This is a genomic window from Enterobacter sp. 22499, from assembly GCF_052044815.1.
In the GTDB taxonomy this organism is placed as follows: Bacteria; Pseudomonadota; Gammaproteobacteria; order Enterobacterales; family Enterobacteriaceae; genus Enterobacter; species Enterobacter bugandensis.
The window spans coordinates 194,260-212,733 of sequence record NZ_JBQENR010000004.1 but is presented as its reverse complement, the minus strand read 5'-3'; the positions used below and the strand labels follow the sequence as shown (position 1 = coordinate 212,733).

Here is an 18,474-nt window from a genome sequence, read left to right as displayed (position 1 = left end):
TCCCTCTCCCCGTGGGAGAGGGTATCAGGCCGCACCTGACTACCGACTCTGCTTTCTCAACAGATAGATAAAGTAAGGCGCACCGATAAAGGTCGACAGCAGGCCCGCCGGGATCTGATACGGGAACAGCACCATCCTTCCACACCAGTCGGCAAACACCAGAATGACCCCGCCCGTCAGGGCCGACATCACAATATGTGGCATCGTCCGTCGGAAACCCATCATTCTGGCGATATGCGGCGCCATCAACCCTACAAAGCTTAGTGGACCGATGGTCATGGTGGCGGTTGCCGTCAGACACGCCGCCAGCAGAAGAAGCGCGACGCGCGTTGGCGTCAGCGCTAAGCCAACCGCACGCGCGGTTTCGCCCCCCAGCGGCAGAATGGTCATCCAGCGACGGCACAGCGGTACCATCGCCAGCAGCACGATCATAACGCTTCCTGACCAGGCAACCTGGCTGGCGGTGGCGTTGTACGTTGAGCCGGAAATCCAGGTCAGGATCTTCGCCATGCGCGGATCGCCGCTCGCCTGCAGCATCATCAGCAGCATAGTAAAGGCGGTGCTGAGCGCCATACCGGCCAACAGCATGCGGTGCGGAGAAAATCCGCCGCGGCCAGAGGCAACCAGAATAATCATCAGCGTGGCCGCCGCACCGATACTCCCGGCAGGCATCAGCCAGCCAAACGCATTGCCCGGCACCAGGAAGAGCATCAGCACCACGCCAAAGGCCGCGCCGGAACTGATCCCCAGCACTTCAGGGCTTGCCATCGGGTTACCGGTCAGACGCTGAATAATACAGCCCGCCACCGCCAGCATCACCCCGGCAATCAGCGCGGAGAGAATACGCGGCCAGCGCCACTGCAGCAGTTCGTTGAGTAAGTCACCCGTTGCCCAGTGCCAGCCTGCGGCATCGCGCCCAAACGCGAGGGCGGCAAACGAGGCGATAAGCAACACCGCCAGACCGGCAAGGCTGAACCACAGCACCGACTGACGTTCAGCGTAGACCTTATCACCCGCGTCCATCGCTGGGGCGCTGATGCTGCGCAAACGCGGGAGCAGCCACAGCAGCAGCGGCGCACCGATAAGCGCCGTTGCCGACCCGGTAGACACTTCCATCCAGACGCGCGCCAGCCAGAGAATGATCTGATCGGAAAGCCAGAGGATCAGCGCCCCGATCAGCGGCGCCAGCAGCAGACGTGCCAGAAGGCGACGCGCCCCGAGCATTTTCGCCAGCAGCGGCGCAAAGAGGCCGATAAACCCGATGATGCCAACCGCGTTAACCAGCAGAGCGCTCAGCACAATCGCCAGCGTGAGCGCCGCCAGACGAGCCAGCGACAGCGCCAGCCCCAGGTTGCGCGCCACGCCATCATCCAGCCCCATCAGCGTCAGCGGGCGCAGCAGCAGCAGCGTGAGCACCACGCCGCCAAACAATTGTGGCCACAGGCGCTGGACGATACTCCAGTCGGTCTGGGTGAGCGTGCCGGTGCTCCACATAAACATGCTTTGCAGCTGGTCGTGGTGAAACAGCACCAGCAGCTGGTTGATCGCGCCGCAGTAGAGGCTGACGACCAGCCCGGCGAGGATCAGCGTGACCGGCGAGAGACGTTTTCCCCAGGCCACGCCAAAGACCAGCGCGCCCACGACGCAGGCACCTGCCAGCGCGGCAAACTGCGAGGTTAATGCCCCCGGCAGCGTCCAGAGGGTGGTGATGGTGATCCCCAGCTGTGCCCCCGTCGCCACGCCCAGCGTGGTTGGCTCCGCCAGCGGGTTACGTAGCACCTGCTGGAACAACACGCCCACCAGTCCCAGCCCCGCCCCGACCAGCAGGGAGATGCTAAGACGCGGCAGCAGGCTGTAGTGGAACAACATCTGCTGAATATTGTCGATGTCCGGAGCGGCAAACGCGGCCGCCCACTGCTCGCGCGGCAATGCCGTGGAGAGGTTGAACCCGGTTAGCGCCAGCGCCGCCAGAAAAATCAGCCCCAGCAGCAGCGCCGGGAAACGGGCAATACGCGTACTCATGCTTTGCCCCCCATCACGTTGTCCAGCACGCGGGCAAAGTGCATTGCCGACAGCGTCGCGCCGTAAAACCATACCGCAGGGGCGCGCAGGAAGCGCTGCTCGCGCACGAACGGCATCGCCTGCCAGAGCGGGGTCGCCATCAGGGTTTGCATTTCACGCTCGTTGCCGTGGTCAAAGCACAGCACGTCGACGTCGCGAAACGACGCCAGGCGGTCGATGCCCACGGCGGTGCTTCCCCAGAACGTCATCTCGCCTTCCCAGGCGTTGCGAATGCCGAAGTTGTCGAGCACTTCCTGGAACAGGCAGTTCTTTCCAAAGACCAGCATATGGCGGGCATCCAGCAGCGTCACCATCAGCAATGGCCGATCGCCACGGCGGGCAAAGCGCGGCTTAAGAGACTCAATCAGCGCGTCAAACTCATCGAGATGCTGTTTTGCTTCCGCTTCCCGGTTGAGGAACTGGGCCATCTCGTGGATAGAATTTTTTGCCATGGTCAGCGGCTTTTTTCCGTCGCTAAAGGAAAAGCCTCGTCCCGGCGCAATCTTCGCCATGATCTCTTCCGACGGGCCATACCCCGCAGACCAGAATAAATAAGACGGTTTCATCTGCGTGAGAAGCTCAAGGTTTGGCTCCGTGCGCAGACCGATGTCGATGACCGAGTCCGGCAGTTTTGGCTCATTCACCCACAGGGTGTAGTTGGGAATGTCGGCCACGCCGTAGGGCGTGATACCCAGGGCCATCATCAGCTCGACGGGTAACCACTCCAGCGCCACGATGCGGTGCGGATCGATAGCGGCGGCGCGGGCCGGGGCCATCTTCAACAGCAGCGGCGAGAGCGCCATGGCCGTCAGCAGGCGACGGCGGCTAATGTATGTTGAATCCAGCATCAGTAGACAAAGCTCACGGGAGCTGCCCCGGCAGGGTGAGGCAAAATACCCATCGGAATACCGTAAATATGTTCCAGCGTTTCGCTGCGCATCAGCTCAGACGGCGTGCCCTGAGCGATCATTTCACCGCCGCGCAGCGCGACGAGGTAGTCACAGTAGCGCGCCGCCATGTTGATATCGTGCAGGACAGCGATCACCGTCAGGCCGCGCTGCTGGCTTAAGCGATGCACCAGCGCCAGCACGTCGACCTGATGGGCGATATCCAGCGCAGAGGTCGGTTCATCCAGCAGCAGGCAGCGGCTGTCCTGCGCCACCAGCATCGCAATCCACGCCCGCTGACGTTCACCGCCGGACAGACTATCCACCAGGCGATGCGCCAGCGGTTTTAGCCCTACCAGCGCAATCGCCTCTTCTACTTTCTCCCGGTCGGCGACGCCGAAGCGGCCAAGCGCCCCGTGCCACGGATAGCGGCCAATCGCTACCAGCTCACGCACCGTCATCCCTTCCGCCTGCGGCAGCTGCTGCGGCAAGTAGGCCACCTTGCGGGCAAAGGCTTTACTGCTCCAGCCCTCCAGCGGCCGATCGTCCAGCAGAATATCCCCTTCAGAAGGTGGCTGGTGGCGTCCCAGCATCTTGAGCAGCGTGGATTTACCGGAACCGTTGTGGCCAATCAGGCCCGTCACTTTACCGGCAGGAAACGTCAGAGAGAGCGGATGCAGCAGAGTGCGCCCGGGTACGCGAAAGGAGAGATTATTGAGCGTAAAGGTGGTGTCGGATTGCGTTTTATTATCCTGCATGTCAGCCAACTTAAATAAAAAGGGCACGGCGAACCGTGCCCATAAAGAGGTTAGAAGCGGAAGGTCGCGGTGGCGACAACCTGGCGTTCAGCACCCCAGAAGCAACCGTAGGTGTTGAAGCAGCTGGCAACGTACTCACGATCGAACAGGTTGTTCACGTGAAGCGCGACGTTTGATCCGGCCATGCCTACACGCGCCAGATCGTATCTGACCAGTGCATCAACCAGTGTATAGCTTCCAACAGTGAAGCTATTCGCCGGGTCACCTTTGCTGGAGCCGGTATAACGCACACCGGTACCCAGCGTCAGGCCAGAAAGTGGGCCGTCAAACATCGTGTAATCACCCCACAGGGATGCCATATGTTTTGGCACCTGCGCCGGCGTGTTGCCTTTGTAGTTGGTGTCGGTGGTGTATTCCGCATCGGTATAGGTATAAGAACCGACAACGTTCACGCTGGCAGATAACGCCGCTTTGGCTTCCAGCTCTACGCCACGGGCGCGGATCTCGCCGCCTTCAACGGAGAAGGGTGAGCCAGTTGGGTCAGCCATCAGGTTGTTGGTTTTGGTCAGCTGATACACTGCACCGGTGATCACGATCGGACGATCGTTAGGCACGTATTTCACGCCCGCTTCGTACTGTTTGCCTTTAGACGGTGAGAATGGTTTACCTTGAGCGTCGGTCAGGGAAGCCGGTTCAAAGGATTCGCTGTAGCTGAAATAAGGAGTTACCCCGTTGTCGAACAGGTAGTTAACGCCGCCACGCCAGGTGAACTGAGTATCATCACGCTTGGCGGTGGTATTTAATACGCGGTTGTAGGACTCCTGATCGGCCCAATCGTAACGGCCGCCCAGTGTCACCAGCACTTTATCCCATTCGATCTGATCCTGAGCGTAAACGCCGGTCTGCTTCTGCTTGTTCAGCACCTGGTAAGCACCAGATGGTCCAGGGTGTGAACCGAAATCGAAATCGCCACGATCGAGATCGTAAATATCGGATGGCGCAACGGAGCCGGCATAGCCGAACCAGGAGTTAATGTCATTACGCATGCGCATGAAATCAACGCCTGTCAACAGAGTATGGTCGAGAGCCCCCGTCGCGAACTTGCTCTGAAGCTGCGTATCAACGGTGAAGTTTTGCAGCTTCTCGTCATCGATCACATACTGGCGAGTCAGCGTATGCCCCCATTGTGACTGAGGAATGCTCGCGCAAGGGCTGGATGCCGGATTACTCGAATAGAGCGGATCGGAACACATGCCGTAGCCGTAAACGCTGTTTTGCGAGGTTTTGTTCTCGGCAAAGCGCAGATTCTGACGCACGGTGAAAGTATCGTTGAATTCGTGGTCGAAGCTGTATCCCACCATTTTCTGGTTACGGGAATAGGTGTTGTTCTTCGCGCCTTCATTGAAGTTAGTCGGCAGACGATCGCCGTTTGGCAGCGGGTCAACCGTCCCCTCTTTTGGCAGCCAGCCGTAGTAGCCCGTTTCAGGCTCGTTCTGGAAGTAGGAGAGGAACGTGAAGGTGGTTTTGTCATCCGGACGCCAGGAGAAGGATGGCGCGATGGCATAACGCTGCTCGCCCTTATCTTCCTGCTGCGAATTGTTCGAGCGCGCAACGCCCGTCAGGCGGTATGAATAGACACCGTCATCGTCGATCGCATCGCTGAAGTCAAAGCCTGTCTGGAACAGGCTGTCGGTACCCACTTTAAACTGGATCTCTTTCAGCGGCTCGGTTGTTGGGCGCTTACTTACCATGTTCAGCAGGCCGCCTGGGCTGCTTTTACCGTACAGAACGGAAACCGGACCGCGCATGATTTCGGCGCGCTCCAGCATGTACGGGTCAATTACCGCGTCGTTGTAGAAGTTCCCCTGCATTTTCATGCCGTCGAGGTAGTTGTTCTGGCTCTGGCCATCGGCCGCGAAACCGCGAATAACCAGGTAGTCGTAAGTATTGGAAGCACCACGGGTGCCTACTGCAACGCCCGGGGTATAGCTCAGAGCTTCTTTAACGGAACGTGGCTGATGCAGCGCCATCTCTTCGGCCGTTACCACAGAAATAGACTGTGGAACCTTTTGAATTGGGGTGTCTGTTTTGGTACCGGTCGCAGATTGGCGAGCGGCGATAGTCGCAGCAGGTCCCCAGGCACTTTCCTGTGCAGCAGGTGCAGCGGTAACGGTAATAGTATCTTCTTTTTTCGGGGTTTCGGCAGCGTGAGCAAATGCAGACATGCCGGCAACCGCTGTGGCTACGACAACCGCGACTTTACGCAGCGACGTGTTAATTGGCTGAGCAGTATTGGAAAGCGCCATGTTTATCTCTGATGGAAAAGTGAATGATAACGTAAACGAGAATTATTATTATGACCGCAGAATAATATGCGAAACGCTGGTTGCATAGCAAGCAGTAAGCGGCCCTACAAGATTTAAGGGTTTAAGAATTAACCAGATGAAAAGAGAGGGTTAACGAAGTTAGTGAAATGATCCTTAGCCCGCCAGAGCGGGCAGGATGAATCAACGGTAAAAGAGCTCGAACGTCGCGACAGAATCGACTTTGCCGGCTTTTATCTCCCCCGTCCTGACGTAGCGAGCCTTGAGTGGGATCTCGACAGGAACGTTGTCCTGCGTGCCGGTTATCGCCGTATAGTTCCGATCGAACTGCAGTACAGTATCATTCTGGTCAAGGATCTGAATGCCGACGCCTTCAGCGGCGGAATCTCCGGAGGCGATCCCCAAAATATTGCCGTTCGTGACGCCCGTTGATCCCGCGCTGGTAAACTGATAATCCACCTTTGTGCCTGCCGCGCAGTCGGTGATCTCAATCTTAAAGCTGCCGTCCGTGAGGATGTCAGAGTATTGGCCGCTAAAGTCCTGGGTATTGACCGTTTTCAGCGGCACATAGATATTGCGATCGACCAGGTTACAGGTGTTTGTGGTGATGCGAATAGTGGTGGGAGAGAAGCGCATTTCACCGATCGGCGCGTTGCCCATGATATCCATTGAGGTTAACCGTGAGGTATCAAGATCGCCCTCCTGGATAGCGCCCGTGACGACCAGCTGGGCAGCGGCGCGAAATACAGATGTACTTGTCGAAGAGCCGTGGATCGATCCCAGAAATTGCATGGGCCGGACTAAATCCTGTTCAGTGTAACCGGGAAGCCGTTCGGTCGATGACGCCGCACGGATGCCAATACCAGGCACGTTGGTCTGATAAACCCCGCTCATCACACCTTCGCGCGCATCCGCATCCGTGAGGTACAAATACCCGCGTCGAATTTGCGCGTCACCGCTACAATCCACTGTTACCGCTTTACTCTCGACGCTGGCGTCATAAAGCACGGTGCCGACGGGTGTGTCGGGGGCGACAATAATGACCGGGGGAAGCTGAAACGTCACCACGGCGTCCGCGTCAGCGCTGCCGTTGAAGGTACAATCTGCCCGGGCTGAATGGCAAAACGCCCCCGCCAGCACAAGCAGTACCGGTGGCAGAAAAGTGTTAACGATACGTCGTAGGTTCATGAGATACCTCAGTTAAGGCAGTTGATCGTGGCTTTCACGATCCCTGCCGGGCTGTGCGAGGGAAGATCGAGCGTCCCGTGACACTGCCGATCGCGCTCTTCTCCCCACTGCACGCTAAACGTTGTTTTGCCGGACAGCCCTGTCAGGTAAACCTCCCCATCATCGCCCACGATGGCCGTGGTGTTGTCCAGCGCCACCAGGGCACCAAACGGCACGGGCTTACCCGCGTAGAGCAAGGTCACCAGCGCGCGTCGTCCCACGCGCGCGTCGAACGTGGCCGGCACTGCCGCCCCTTTCGTCGGCACGAGATCCAGCGTTGCCGCGTCGATATCAATATCTTCCCGATCCTGCGTATTCACGGTGATGATGTTGTGCCGGTAGGCCGTCAGAGAAGGAACAATCGCGTTACCAAAACGGTCCGTCGTGATGCCGCGCCCATTTTGCACTTTGACGTTATCACCATCTTTAATGTGCACAATGGCGAAGGCGTCGCGTACGGGTTGCCCCAGCGTCACGCCATGCTCGTGAGCAACGATTGACCCCTGAGCGCTGTAGTTCCACTGCCGATTGTTACCACCGTAGCTGTACCCCATCCCTACCTCACCGGAAGCCCCGCGATAACGCCCGGACAGGCTGCCGCCGTAACCCGTATCCTGGTTGGCATAGGTCTGCTGGAGGTTGTAGCTCAGCTTATTGTCCTCCAGCGCGGTACCGCCAAGCCCAACCTGATGCGAGACAAATCCGCCACTGGAGGTATTGGCACTGTAGGTTGCCCAGGAATTCGGCAGCCACTTTGATAACGGAATGTTGACCGTCAACGCCATTTGCCGGTCGGTATCGGCATCTGGCGTGCGGGTCAGGTTGTAACTTATCGACCAGGTGATGTCGCGCCAGCTGGAGCTGAACCCCGCGCTGACGCTACGCTCATGGCCGTCCATATCCCAGTAGTCCTGCTGATAGCCGTTGAGATAGGCCGAGCCCCAGTCAGAAAACCGCTGGGAAAGGTTGAGCTGCATGCGGCTACGGCGGTTATTAGTTCTGCGGTAGGTATAAATGCCGTCATCGATTTCGCTGTCACGCTGATCGATAGCTTCCTGAAAGGTATAGAACCCCGATGTGGAGTAGCGATAGCTGGCAAGCGTGATAGTGGTATCCGTATCGGGAATATCTTTTGAATACTGCGCCCGCCAGGATAAACCACTGGCATCGTCACGCCCGTCATCAAACGCGGTACGCGCGGCCGTGAGGTCGACAGAGGCGGAGCCGAAATGCCCCAGATCGGCACCGAGCCCCAGCAGCAGCGCATGATACAGTGATGAACCCAGCGCGCCGGTATACGCCGTGACGCCGTAAGGCAGACCATAGATGGCCGTGCCTTGCGCAAAGGTGGGTTCGTCTTCACCTTCATTACCGCGATAGCGCCCTGCGGCCAGCGAATACTTAAAGCCGCCTTCCCGCTGTAACACCGGCACCGACGCGCTGGCCTGGATGAAGCTATGCTCGCTGCCGTCCGCCTCTTCGACGGTCACTTCCAGATCGGCTCCGGATGTTACCTGGCTTAAATCGCGGATCTCGAACGGCCCCGGCGAGACGTTTGTCTGATAGATGGTGTAGCCGTTTTGCTTGATAGTGATTTTCGCATCGCTATTGGCAATACCGCGCACGACGGGGGCAAAGCCCTGCTGACTAACAGGCAGCATAGAAGTATCCGTTTCCAGCTTCACGCCGGTCATCTGGACGCTGTCAAAAAGTTCACCATTGGTATATGTCTGACCAATCTCAAGCTGGCTTTTCAGCGTTTTGATGTCGCGTTGTAACGTGCTGGCAATGCCCTCCCAGCCGGAAGCGTCGCTCCAGGTGCTGTTATTCCGCAGCCGCCACGCCCCAAGGTTAATCCCCGACTCCAGGCCAAGCCAGGTCGAAGAGGTTTTGCCCGAACTGTAGTGCTGCTGAGAACCGCTGAGTTGATAGCTTGTCCAGGCGGCAGGCGCGCCGTCATCCCAGAATTTTGGATGTATCGCGCCAGCGGCAGCATGGTCGCGGTACGCCTGCGGGATGACCAGCTTCAGGGTCTGGTCATCCTGATTGTATTCGTAACGGGCATTTTCAATGAAATGAGAGATATCGCGGACATAAGCGCCGTCATCCAGATCTTTTAAGTCCGGGATCGTGTCGACTTTCACGCCGTAATCGCGCAGATCCGCTTTCGTCAGCTCCGGCAGCAGGCGCTGTTTATCGTCAGACAGCACGAAAGCGATGGGACGTTTATCCACAACGTCCCGATCCCACATAACAGTCGTAAGGTAGCTTCCGGCAAGTAGCCCGTTATCGTTAATGAAGTTTTTTAATGTAGAGGTATTTTCGAGGGGCGTATCCAGCTCAAGGATCCGCAGGTTAAATTCGTCATCAGCACAGGCAGGCTGGATCGCGGCGAGCAGCGTCAGCGCGATCCCGTACAGTACCTGTTTGTGAAGCAGAGATGACGACATAAAATACCAACATGATGATTTAAAGAGCCTGCTTGCGCTGTGGGGTTTGCCCACCGAAATCATTGATTGCCGTCCAGGTCACCGCGCCCTTTGCTGAATTCGGTAACGCGAAACGCTGCTCGCTGAACGGAGCCACCATCATTGAAATGGCGCCTGGCGTGGTTTTGGTCTCTTTCACCGGAACACTTTTCCCACCAACGGCCAACTCGCCAAACGAGACGTAAAACGGGGTCGGGTTGTTTGCAATTAGCGTGTCGCCCTGACGCTGGAATGTGATTTTTGCGTAGGCTTCCAGGGCATCGCTTTCCTTCAGCTGAGCCGGACGCCAGAAAAGCTTCAGGCGCGTTTTCATCGCAAATTGCAGCGTGTTTTTTTCTTTCAGCTCCGGCGAGAGTGCCGATACGGATTTAACGTTTGCCAGAAACAGAGATTCCCGGTCTGCGGGCAGGCTTTTTTTATCGCCGGTAAAAATAACGTGCAAAAGGGTTTGACGATTTTCCTGCAATTTGTAAACAGGAGGAGTAATAATAAAGGGCGCTTTCGCATCATTGGGGTAACTGACCCAGCTTTGCACCAGATAACGTGTATGCGGATCTTTATTTTTAAGTGCTATCTGAACTTCTGATTTATTCGATGGATAAATAATTCGCGTACCACCGAGAACAACACTTGCCTGTACTGAACAGCAGGAAATAATTAAACAACCACATAACAATTTAAATAAAGTCTTCATACAATGTTCCAAAAAGGCAGCCGTTCAGGCTGCCCGTCATTGCTTAGCGATAGACAACCTCAAATGTTGCAGAGGAGGAGTAATGGCCCGCGGTTGGTGCGGTATCCCCCACCTGAATCACTTTCGCGGTGTAGTTAAAGACAGAAGCCGTTGCCCCGGTCGCGTCGTTATTCACATCGGTACCCGTATCCGGTACTGAACCGTCGAAAACAACATCGCCTTTAGCGCCGTTCTCATTGCTGACGATGATGCCAACGTTGGTCGCATTGCCTGCGCCAGTCAGATCGTTCTTCAAGCGCTTGTTAGCGGCGTCTGTTGTCGTGCCGCTAAACTTGAGGTTCAGTTTAGCGACCAGCGGGTCACATTTTTTCACTTCAATCTTAAAGGCTTTTGAGGTGCCAACCGTACCGTCAGCACCAAAATCCGAAGGATAGGTATCTGCGAAAGTGACGGTGGAAGCGTTAGTCCCTGTGCCATCAACGTTAATTTCACAGGTATCGGCAACAATTTTTCCGGCGAAGTTCACCGTACCGGAATCGTTTGATGCAAATACAGGCAGAGACAGCGCGGCCATAACGCTTCCGGCTAAAAATGTAGCGACAACTTTTTTGTTCATGAAAAATATCCTTATATTTGATAATTGTGGCATCCATTCGCACTACAAATACTTTGAGTCGAAATGTTATCCAGCATGTTACACATGACTGACTAAATAGGAATATCCTATGAGCCAGTGAATTTCTTATGGCGATTACATCAGATTATTCTTCATTGTGTCCAGAGAGGATAAAGTTACGCAACATGTAGAAGATTTCAAATGCATGTTTTAGATGAAAAAAATGAGAACTTAAAAATTCTAAATTAGATATTTAATATTTTTAAAAATTGCAGAATGTAAAAAACAAAAAAGCCGCTTTATATTAAAGCGGCTTTTTATTCAGGGAATTAATTCCCACCAAACATATCCTTGATCCAGCCGGCCACGCCATCACTGTCTTTCTTCTCGTTCTGCTGCTGGGCCGGTTGTTGCTGCGGCTGCTGCGGCTGAGAAGATTGATCGAACGGGTTGCCCGTTGGCTGTTCAGGCTGGCTCTGCTGGCACAGTGAGTCCGGGTTGGTCGTCCAGACCGGCAGGGTACGCATCCCGCCGCCGCAGATAAAGTTCCCGGAACCATCCACGCCCATATCGACGATATCTTCCGGCGCGACCAGGTTCAGCGGCACAGGTGACTGGTTCGCCAGGTAGCGCTGGTAAATCGACATCGCCCCGCTCGCCCCGTAAAGTTTGGTCGGCTGGTTGTTGTCACGGCCTACCCAGGTGATCACCACTTCACGGCCATCAATACCGGCAAACCAGGTATCGACGTTGTTGTTGGTGGTCCCGGTTTTACCCGCCAGATGCAGACCAGGATACTTCGCCCCCAGCTGACGACCGGTACCGCGCTGCACAACCTGCTGCATCGTCCACAGCGTCATGTAGGCCGCCTGCGCAGGAACGGCACGTTCAGCCTGCGGGAAGCTCTGATACAGCACGGAGCCATCTTCGGCAATCACCGAACGCAGGGCAGAGAGCGGTGCGCGGTTACCCCCGCTGGCAATGGTCTGGAACGCCTGCGCCACTTCGATCGGCGTCAGGTTAAGCGCCCCCAGAATCATCGCCGGAACAGGGTGCAGCTGATCTTTCGGTACGCCCAGCTTCTGCCAGGTATCGACAATGGCCGGCAGGCCCAGCGCCATACCGAGGTTAACCGTAGGTACGTTCATGGAGCGGGTTAACGCGTCCACCAGCATCACCTGGCCGCTGAACTGTTTATCATCGTTCTGCGGTGACCAGACCTGGCCGTTAGGCTGACGCAGGGAGATTGGCGCATCGGCGATCCAGGTGTTCAGGCGATACAAATTCGGCTGGCTCAGCGCGGTGAGATAGGTCGCCGGTTTAGCCAGAGAGCCAATCGAACGACGCGCCTGCATCGCGCGGTTGTAGCCCGCATACTGCGGCTCTGCGCCGCCCACCATCGCGCGCACTTCGCCGGTGTTACGGTCAACCACCACCATCGCGGTTTCCAGATCGGAGAGCTTGCGCTGCTTCTTCAGCACCGGAATGCCTTCAACCGCCGCTTTTTCTGCCGCGTCCTGGGCTACCGAGTCAAAGGTTGTGAAGATCTTCACGCCGGAGAGATCTTTGACCTTATCACCGAGCTTGCTTTGCAGCTCCTGGCGCACCATCTGCATGAAAGCAGGCTGCGGAGAGATCACCCCACCGCGCGGCTGCACGCCCAGCGGACGTGCGCTAAGCATGTCGTATAATTCCTGGTCAATCACCTGCTGCTGTTGCAGCAGACGCAGTACCAGGTTACGACGCTCCAGCGCCAGTTTCGGGTTGCGCCACGGGTTATAAATGGACGCCCCTTTCACCATGCCCACCAGCAGCGCCTGCTGGTCAAGGCTGAGCTCTTCCACCGGACGGCCAAAGTAGTACAGGCTCGCCAGCGGGAAGCCGCGGATCTCGTTATCGCCGCTCTGGCCGAGGTACACCTCGTTCATGTACAGCTCAAGGATACGATCCTTGCTGTAGCGCGCATCCATCAGCACGGCCATGTACGCTTCGTTGGCTTTACGCCAGTAAGAACGCTCGCTGGAGAGGAACAGGTTCTTCACCAGCTGCTGGGTAAGCGTACTCGCCCCCTGCACGGTACGACCCGCAGTCAGGTTCGCCAGCACCGCACGGCCGATGGAGTAGAGACTGATACCGTCGTGCTCGTAGAAATGGCGGTCTTCGGTTGCCAGCAGAGTATCCACCAGCAGATCCGGGAAGCCGTTACGCGCCACGAACAGGCGCTGTTCGCCATTGGCGGACGAGAGCATGGTGATCAGACGCGGATCAAGACGGAAGAAACCGAACTGGCGGTTATTGTCCATGTTCTCAATGGTTTCCAGCCGATCGCCGTCAAAAGTCAGACGCGCGCGCACCTGCCCCTCTTTGCTGTCCGGGAAGTCGAACGGGCGGCGGATCATCTCAATGCTTTTCGCCTGGACGGTAAATTCGCCCGGGCGGGTCATTTTCGTGACCTGACGATACTGCGTAGCTTGCAGCAGTTTCACCATCTCGTTCTTGCTGATGGACATGTCCGGCTCAAGGTTCACCATGCGACCATACACTGCCGCCGGCAATTGCCAGACTTTCCCGTCGATACGGCTGCGGATCTTCTGATCCAGATAAACGCCGTAAATAGCGATCAGCACAACAAAAACAATGAACAGCTTCAGTAGCAGCCAGAACCAGCCGCGCTTCCCACGAGGCTTACGCCCTTTGCCTTTTCCTTTACGCGGCATGGGTTCTTCATCCTCATAATCGTCTTCATAGTCATCGTCATACTCCTCATCTCTGAGGCGACGACGGCTTACCTTTTCTTTCGCCGGACGCGCGGGTTTTCCCTTACGTCCTATTGGCTCGCGGTCATTCCCCGCCATGCTTTTTCTCCGCAACTTTCAGGCGCAAAGGCCAGATTTTCTTTTCTTCCACAGGCCTGTGAAAGAAGAAATCTCTCAAAATTGGTTTTCTCCCTCTCTCCGTGGGAGAGGGCCGGGGTGAGGGCATCAGGCCGCACTTTCCCCACTACGAATATTTCTTCGTCCGCCGCGTCGGCGCCGTATTCGCCGGATCGTCCGGCCATACGTGTTTGGGGTAGCGCCCCTTCATCTCTTTCTGCACTTCACGGTAGCTTCCCGCCCAGAACGCTCCCAGATCGCGGGTGATCTGCAACGGACGATGCGCAGGCGAGAGCAGCTCAAGCACCAACGGCACCCGCCCTTCCGCAATAGACGGCGTGGTTGCCTCACCAAACATCTCCTGCATCCGAACCGCCAGCGCCGGAGGATTATCCTCATGATAACGAATGGCAATCCGGCTCCCGGTGGGCACAGTGTAATGCCCAGGAAGCTCACTATCCAGACGTTGACGTAATGACCAGTCCAGTAAATTCTGTAACGCGGTCTTAACATCAAGCGCCTTAAGGGCGCGCAGAGAGTGCACGGCGCTCATTTGCGGCAGCAGCCACTGCTCAAGCGTCGCGAGCAGCGTCTCATCATCCACCGCGGGCCAGCCGTATTCCGGTAGCCACTTCGCGGCGCAGTGCAGACGAATGCGATACTGTTCAGCTTCCGGCGTCCAGTTCAGAACGTTAAGGCCCTTTTCCCGAATGCCGTTCAGCATTGCCTGGTGTAACTCTTCTTCCGACGGCTTCGCCAGCGGTTTCGTCCCGAGGATCAGTTTGCCAATCTGACTACGCCGAAACGCCTTTAGCGTCCCCTGAGCGTCATCCCATTCCACGATGTCCGATTGCTGGAGCAGCTGCGGGCAGGTACGCGTCAGGGCATCTATGTCCACGGCAATCGCCTGTAAAATACGGGCATCAGGAGACTGGCTGCCCTGAAGCAGGAGCGGCGCGATCAGCCATTCATGTCGCGTCAGGGCATCATCGCTGTCCAGCATCGCCCCCATGCCGTTTGCCAGCTGGTAGCGTCCATCCAGCCCGCGGCGGCGCGCAATCCTGTCCGGGAAGGCCAGCGCCAGAAGAGAGGCAATCTTATCGCCGTCAGGTGAACCGCCCCGGCAGTTCAGGCGTTTGCACAGCTGCTGCGCCCGCTGCTGCCAGTTTCCCTGATTGCGCGAAAACGCCTGCCCCAGATCGCTGCTGCCTCCGCGCGGCGGCTCCTCAAGAATAGCCGCCAGTTTCGCCGCTGTGGCAATTTCATCTTCGCCCTGAGCGGCCACCAGCATCGCCGCCAGACGCGGATCGTTGCCCAGCGCCGCCATTTTCTGACCGCGCGCCGTCAGACGTTCACCTTCCAGCGCGCCAAGCTGGCTGAGCAGGCTGCGCGCGGCGGCGAGATTCACGACAGGCGGCGGATTAAGCCAGGTGAGCTGTTCAGGATCCGGGCAGCCCCAAAGCAGGAGATCCATCACCAGCCCGGAGAGATCGCTTTGTAAAATCTCCGGCGTGCTTTGCTGTGCCGCGCGTTCAGCCTGCTCCGCGCTGGTCAAATGCAGGCAAATACCCGGCTCTAGACGCCCCGCACGGCCCGCGCGCTGCACCATTGACGCCTGACTGATGCGTTGTGTCAGCAGTTTAGTCAGCCCGGTGCGCGGATCAAAGCTCGCCACCCTCTCCTGCGCGCTATCCACCACCAGGCGAATGCCTTCGATAGTTAAACTGGTTTCGGCAATGTTGGTTGCCAGCACGACTTTACGCTGCCCCGCCGGGGCGGGAAGGATGGCTTTACGCTGCTCGGTCAACGACAGGGCACCATAGAGCGGGCAAAGCAGTACGTCACTGCCCACCCTGGAGGCCAGCCGCTCCTGCACGCGCTGAATCTCCCCCACGCCGGGCAAAAATAGCAGCAGCGAGCCGGGCGTCTGGCGAAGCAGGTCAGCAGTAGCAATAGCTACCGCTTCGTCAAAACGCTGATGGGCAGGAAGCGGCTGATAGCGACGCTCAACAGGAAATGCCCGTCCTTCTGAGCTGATGACCGGCGCATCGGGTAATGCCTGTCGTAGCCGCTCGTTATCCAGCGTCGCCGACATAATCAGCAGCCGCAGATCGTCGCGCAGCCCCTGCTGAACGTCGAGCAACAGCGCGAGGGCCAGATCGGCCTGCAGGCTGCGCTCGTGGAATTCATCCAGGATCACCAGCCCGACGCCGTTCAACTCCGGGTCGTTTTGCAGCATGCGGGTAAGAATGCCCTCGGTGACCACCTCAAGCCGCGTGGACGGGCCGACGCAGGTTTCGGCGCGCATCCGGTAGCCTACCGTTTCGCCCGGTTTTTCATTCAGCAGTTCCGCCAGGCGCTGCGCCACGTTGCGCGCGGCCAGCCTGCGCGGCTCCAGCAGGATAATTTTCCCGGCAATCTTCCCCTCTTTAAGGATCTGCAGCGGCAGCCAGGTAGATTTACCCGCCCCCGTAGGCGCGTTAAGCAAAACCTGCGGGGCATGTTGTAAGGCAGCGAGAAGCTCAGGAAGAACGACGGCGACCGGCAATGAGGACACTAACAGCTCCAGAGGGTTAACATTAGTCGGCGTACATTGTAGCATCGGCGTATATCATTACCGAGTCCCCCGTATGTCTGATTCGAAACGGCTGTTTTTTGCCATTGAATTGCCCACCACCCTACAGCGGCAAATCGTTCGCTGGCGCGCGGAACATTTTCCACCGGAAGCGGGCCGGCCCGTTGCGGCGGCAAACCTGCACCTGACGCTGGCCTTTTTGGGTGACGTGAGCGCCGAAAAACATCGGGCATTAGCCGCCATGGCCGGGCGTATTGCCCAGCCGGCGTTTACGCTGCACCTTGACGATGCGGGTCAGTGGCTGCGTTCGCGCGTGGTCTGGCTGGGTACGCGCCAGCCGCCGCGCGGGTTGTTACAGCTCGCCAATATTTTGCGCGCGCAGGCAGCGCGCAGCGGCTGTTACCAGAGCCCGCAGCCGTTTCATCCGCACGTCACGCTGCTGCGCGATGCCGGTCAGGCCGTTGCCATTCCGCCGCCGGGTTTTCACTGGGCTTTTCCGGTTAATGAATTCGCGCTTTATGAATCCGTCTTTGCACGGGGACGCACCCGCTACAGGCCGCTACAGCGCTGGACGTTGGGCGACACCACAAGGAATTCCGATGAAGTTTAGTCCTGCACTCCAGTCCGCCACGCTGATCCAACGCTACAAACGCTTCCTCGCCGACGTGGTGACGCCAGAAGGCGAAGAACTCACCCTGCACTGCCCCAACACCGGCGCCATGACCGGTTGCGCCGCGCCGGGTGACACGGTCTGGTATTCCACTTCAGAAAATATTAAACGCAAATATCCCCATACCTGGGAAATAACCGAAACGCAAAACGGGGCGTTTATTTGTGTTAATACTCTGCGTGCAAATCAGCTGGTTAAGGAAGCGCTGACGAATGGCGCCATTCCCGAACTGGTGGGTTACGGTACGCATAAAACAGAAGTGAAATACGGCGATGAAGGCAGCAGAATTGACTTCATGTTACAGGCGGAAGGCCGTCCTGAGTGCTATATTGAAGTAAAATCAGTGACGTTAGCGGAACAGGAAAACGGCTTCTTTCCGGATGCGGTAACACTACGCGGGCAGAAGCATCTGCGAGAGCTAATGAGTGTTGCGGCGGCGGGCAAACGCGCCGTATTGCTGTTTGCGGTGTTGCATACAGCGATTGAACGGTTTTCCCCTGCCCGCCACATCGATCCTAAATACGCACAACTGTTGAATGAGGCACAAAAGCAGGGGGTAGAGGTTTTAGCTTATAAAGCGGGACTTTCTGCCGATAATATGACTCTGAGATCGTCTCTTCCCATTGTCTTATAAGGGATTAGACGATTGATGAATAAGTGTTCTGGCCGCGTGCGCAAATACGCTTTTCCTCACAGGCTTGTCAAGTGTTACGTTTAGATAATTGCCATACGGAAAAGCATCTGCTATTTATAGCGACCTGATTTTTCCCCCAACACGGGGATCGATAGTGCGTGTTAAGGAGAAGCAACATGCAAGAAGGGCAAAACCGTAAAACATCGTCCCTGAGTATTCTCGCCATCGCTGGGGTGGAGCCGTATCAAGAGAAGCCGGGCGAAGAGTATATGAACGAAGCCCAGCTGTCGCACTTCAAGCGTATTCTTGAAGCATGGCGTAATCAACTCAGGGATGAAGTGGATCGCACCGTTTCGCATATGCAGGATGAAGCTGCTAACTTCCCGGATCCGGTAGACCGTGCCGCTCAGGAAGAAGAGTTCAGCCTCGAACTGCGTAACCGTGACCGCGAACGCAAGCTGATCAAAAAGATCGAGAAAACGCTGAAAAAAGTCGAAGACGAAGATTTTGGCTACTGCGAATCCTGCGGTGTTGAAATCGGTATTCGTCGCCTGGAAGCGCGTCCAACCGCCGATCTGTGCATCGACTGTAAAACGCTGGCCGAAATCCGCGAAAAACAGATGGCCGGCTAACGCCAGCGCTGTTTATACACTTCAAAGGCGGGAG

The 18,474-nt window shown here is 57.0% G+C and carries 13 protein-coding genes; 3 read left to right on the top strand and 10 right to left on the bottom strand.

Annotated elements, in window-relative coordinates; genetic code table 11:
* Positions 1–39: 39 nt before the first annotated feature.
* The 10 genes from fhuB to hrpB all read right to left on the bottom strand — a co-directional run bounded on the left by fhuB (position 40) and on the right by hrpB (position 16,486).
* Positions 40–2,022: a Fe(3+)-hydroxamate ABC transporter permease FhuB gene (gene fhuB, locus ACTJI7_RS14465; protein ID WP_047367358.1), complete on the bottom strand. Its 1,983-nt coding sequence runs from the start codon at positions 2,020–2,022 to the stop codon at positions 40–42.
* Positions 2,019–2,909: a Fe(3+)-hydroxamate ABC transporter substrate-binding protein FhuD gene (fhuD, locus tag ACTJI7_RS14460; protein WP_047367357.1), complete on the bottom strand. Its 891-nt coding sequence runs from the start codon at positions 2,907–2,909 to the stop codon at positions 2,019–2,021. The genes fhuB and fhuD overlap by 4 nt, the downstream gene beginning before the upstream one ends.
* Positions 2,909–3,706 carry a Fe3+-hydroxamate ABC transporter ATP-binding protein FhuC gene (fhuC, locus tag ACTJI7_RS14455; RefSeq protein WP_028015563.1) on the bottom strand — a complete coding sequence of 266 codons (798 nt, stop codon included), beginning with the start codon at positions 3,704–3,706 and terminating at the stop codon, positions 2,909–2,911. Before fhuC ends, fhuD begins: the two co-directional genes overlap by 1 nt.
* 50 nt (positions 3,707–3,756) lie before the next feature.
* On the bottom strand, positions 3,757–6,012 hold the full coding sequence (fhuA, locus tag ACTJI7_RS14450; protein WP_045259489.1) for a ferrichrome porin FhuA: 2,256 nt from the start codon (positions 6,010–6,012) through the stop codon (positions 3,757–3,759).
* 201 nt (positions 6,013–6,213) lie between these two features.
* A complete protein-coding gene (locus ACTJI7_RS14445) occupies positions 6,214–7,218 on the bottom strand; it encodes a fimbrial protein (RefSeq protein ID WP_082131795.1) in 1,005 nt (334 codons plus the stop codon).
* Positions 7,219–7,226: 8 nt separating this feature from the next.
* Complete coding sequence (locus ACTJI7_RS14440) at positions 7,227–9,707, bottom strand: fimbria/pilus outer membrane usher protein (RefSeq protein WP_440670657.1); 2,481 nt, start codon at positions 9,705–9,707, stop codon at positions 7,227–7,229.
* Positions 9,708–9,726: 19 nt separating this feature from the next.
* Complete coding sequence (locus ACTJI7_RS14435) at positions 9,727–10,440, bottom strand: fimbrial biogenesis chaperone (protein WP_041911205.1); 714 nt, start codon at positions 10,438–10,440, stop codon at positions 9,727–9,729.
* A gap of 43 nt (positions 10,441–10,483) precedes the next feature.
* On the bottom strand, positions 10,484–11,056 hold the full coding sequence (locus tag ACTJI7_RS14430) for a fimbrial protein (protein WP_047367355.1): 573 nt from the start codon (positions 11,054–11,056) through the stop codon (positions 10,484–10,486).
* Between the two features lie 329 nt (positions 11,057–11,385).
* Positions 11,386–13,911 (bottom strand): bifunctional glycosyl transferase/transpeptidase, encoded by a 2,526-nt coding sequence (mrcB, locus tag ACTJI7_RS14425; protein ID WP_063943790.1) that lies wholly within the window; start codon positions 13,909–13,911, stop codon positions 11,386–11,388.
* Positions 13,912–14,056: 145 nt separating this feature from the next.
* Positions 14,057–16,486, bottom strand: coding sequence for an ATP-dependent helicase HrpB (hrpB, locus tag ACTJI7_RS14420; protein WP_440670655.1), 2,430 nt, complete (start codon positions 16,484–16,486; stop codon positions 14,057–14,059).
* 73 nt (positions 16,487–16,559) lie between these two features.
* Between hrpB and thpR the strand changes: the two genes are divergently transcribed.
* From thpR to dksA, 3 genes are all read left to right on the top strand, one after another.
* Positions 16,560–17,114, top strand: coding sequence for an RNA 2',3'-cyclic phosphodiesterase (gene thpR, locus ACTJI7_RS14415; protein WP_440670653.1), 555 nt, complete (start codon positions 16,560–16,562; stop codon positions 17,112–17,114).
* Entirely contained in the window at positions 17,104–17,808 is a 705-nt protein-coding gene (sfsA, locus tag ACTJI7_RS14410) for a DNA/RNA nuclease SfsA (protein ID WP_440670651.1), read from the top strand. The genes thpR and sfsA overlap by 11 nt, the downstream gene beginning before the upstream one ends.
* Positions 17,809–17,984: 176 nt before the next feature.
* Positions 17,985–18,440, top strand: a complete 456-nt coding sequence (gene dksA, locus ACTJI7_RS14405) for an RNA polymerase-binding protein DksA (RefSeq protein WP_013095632.1) — start codon at positions 17,985–17,987, stop codon at positions 18,438–18,440.
* Positions 18,441–18,474 lie beyond the last annotated feature (34 nt).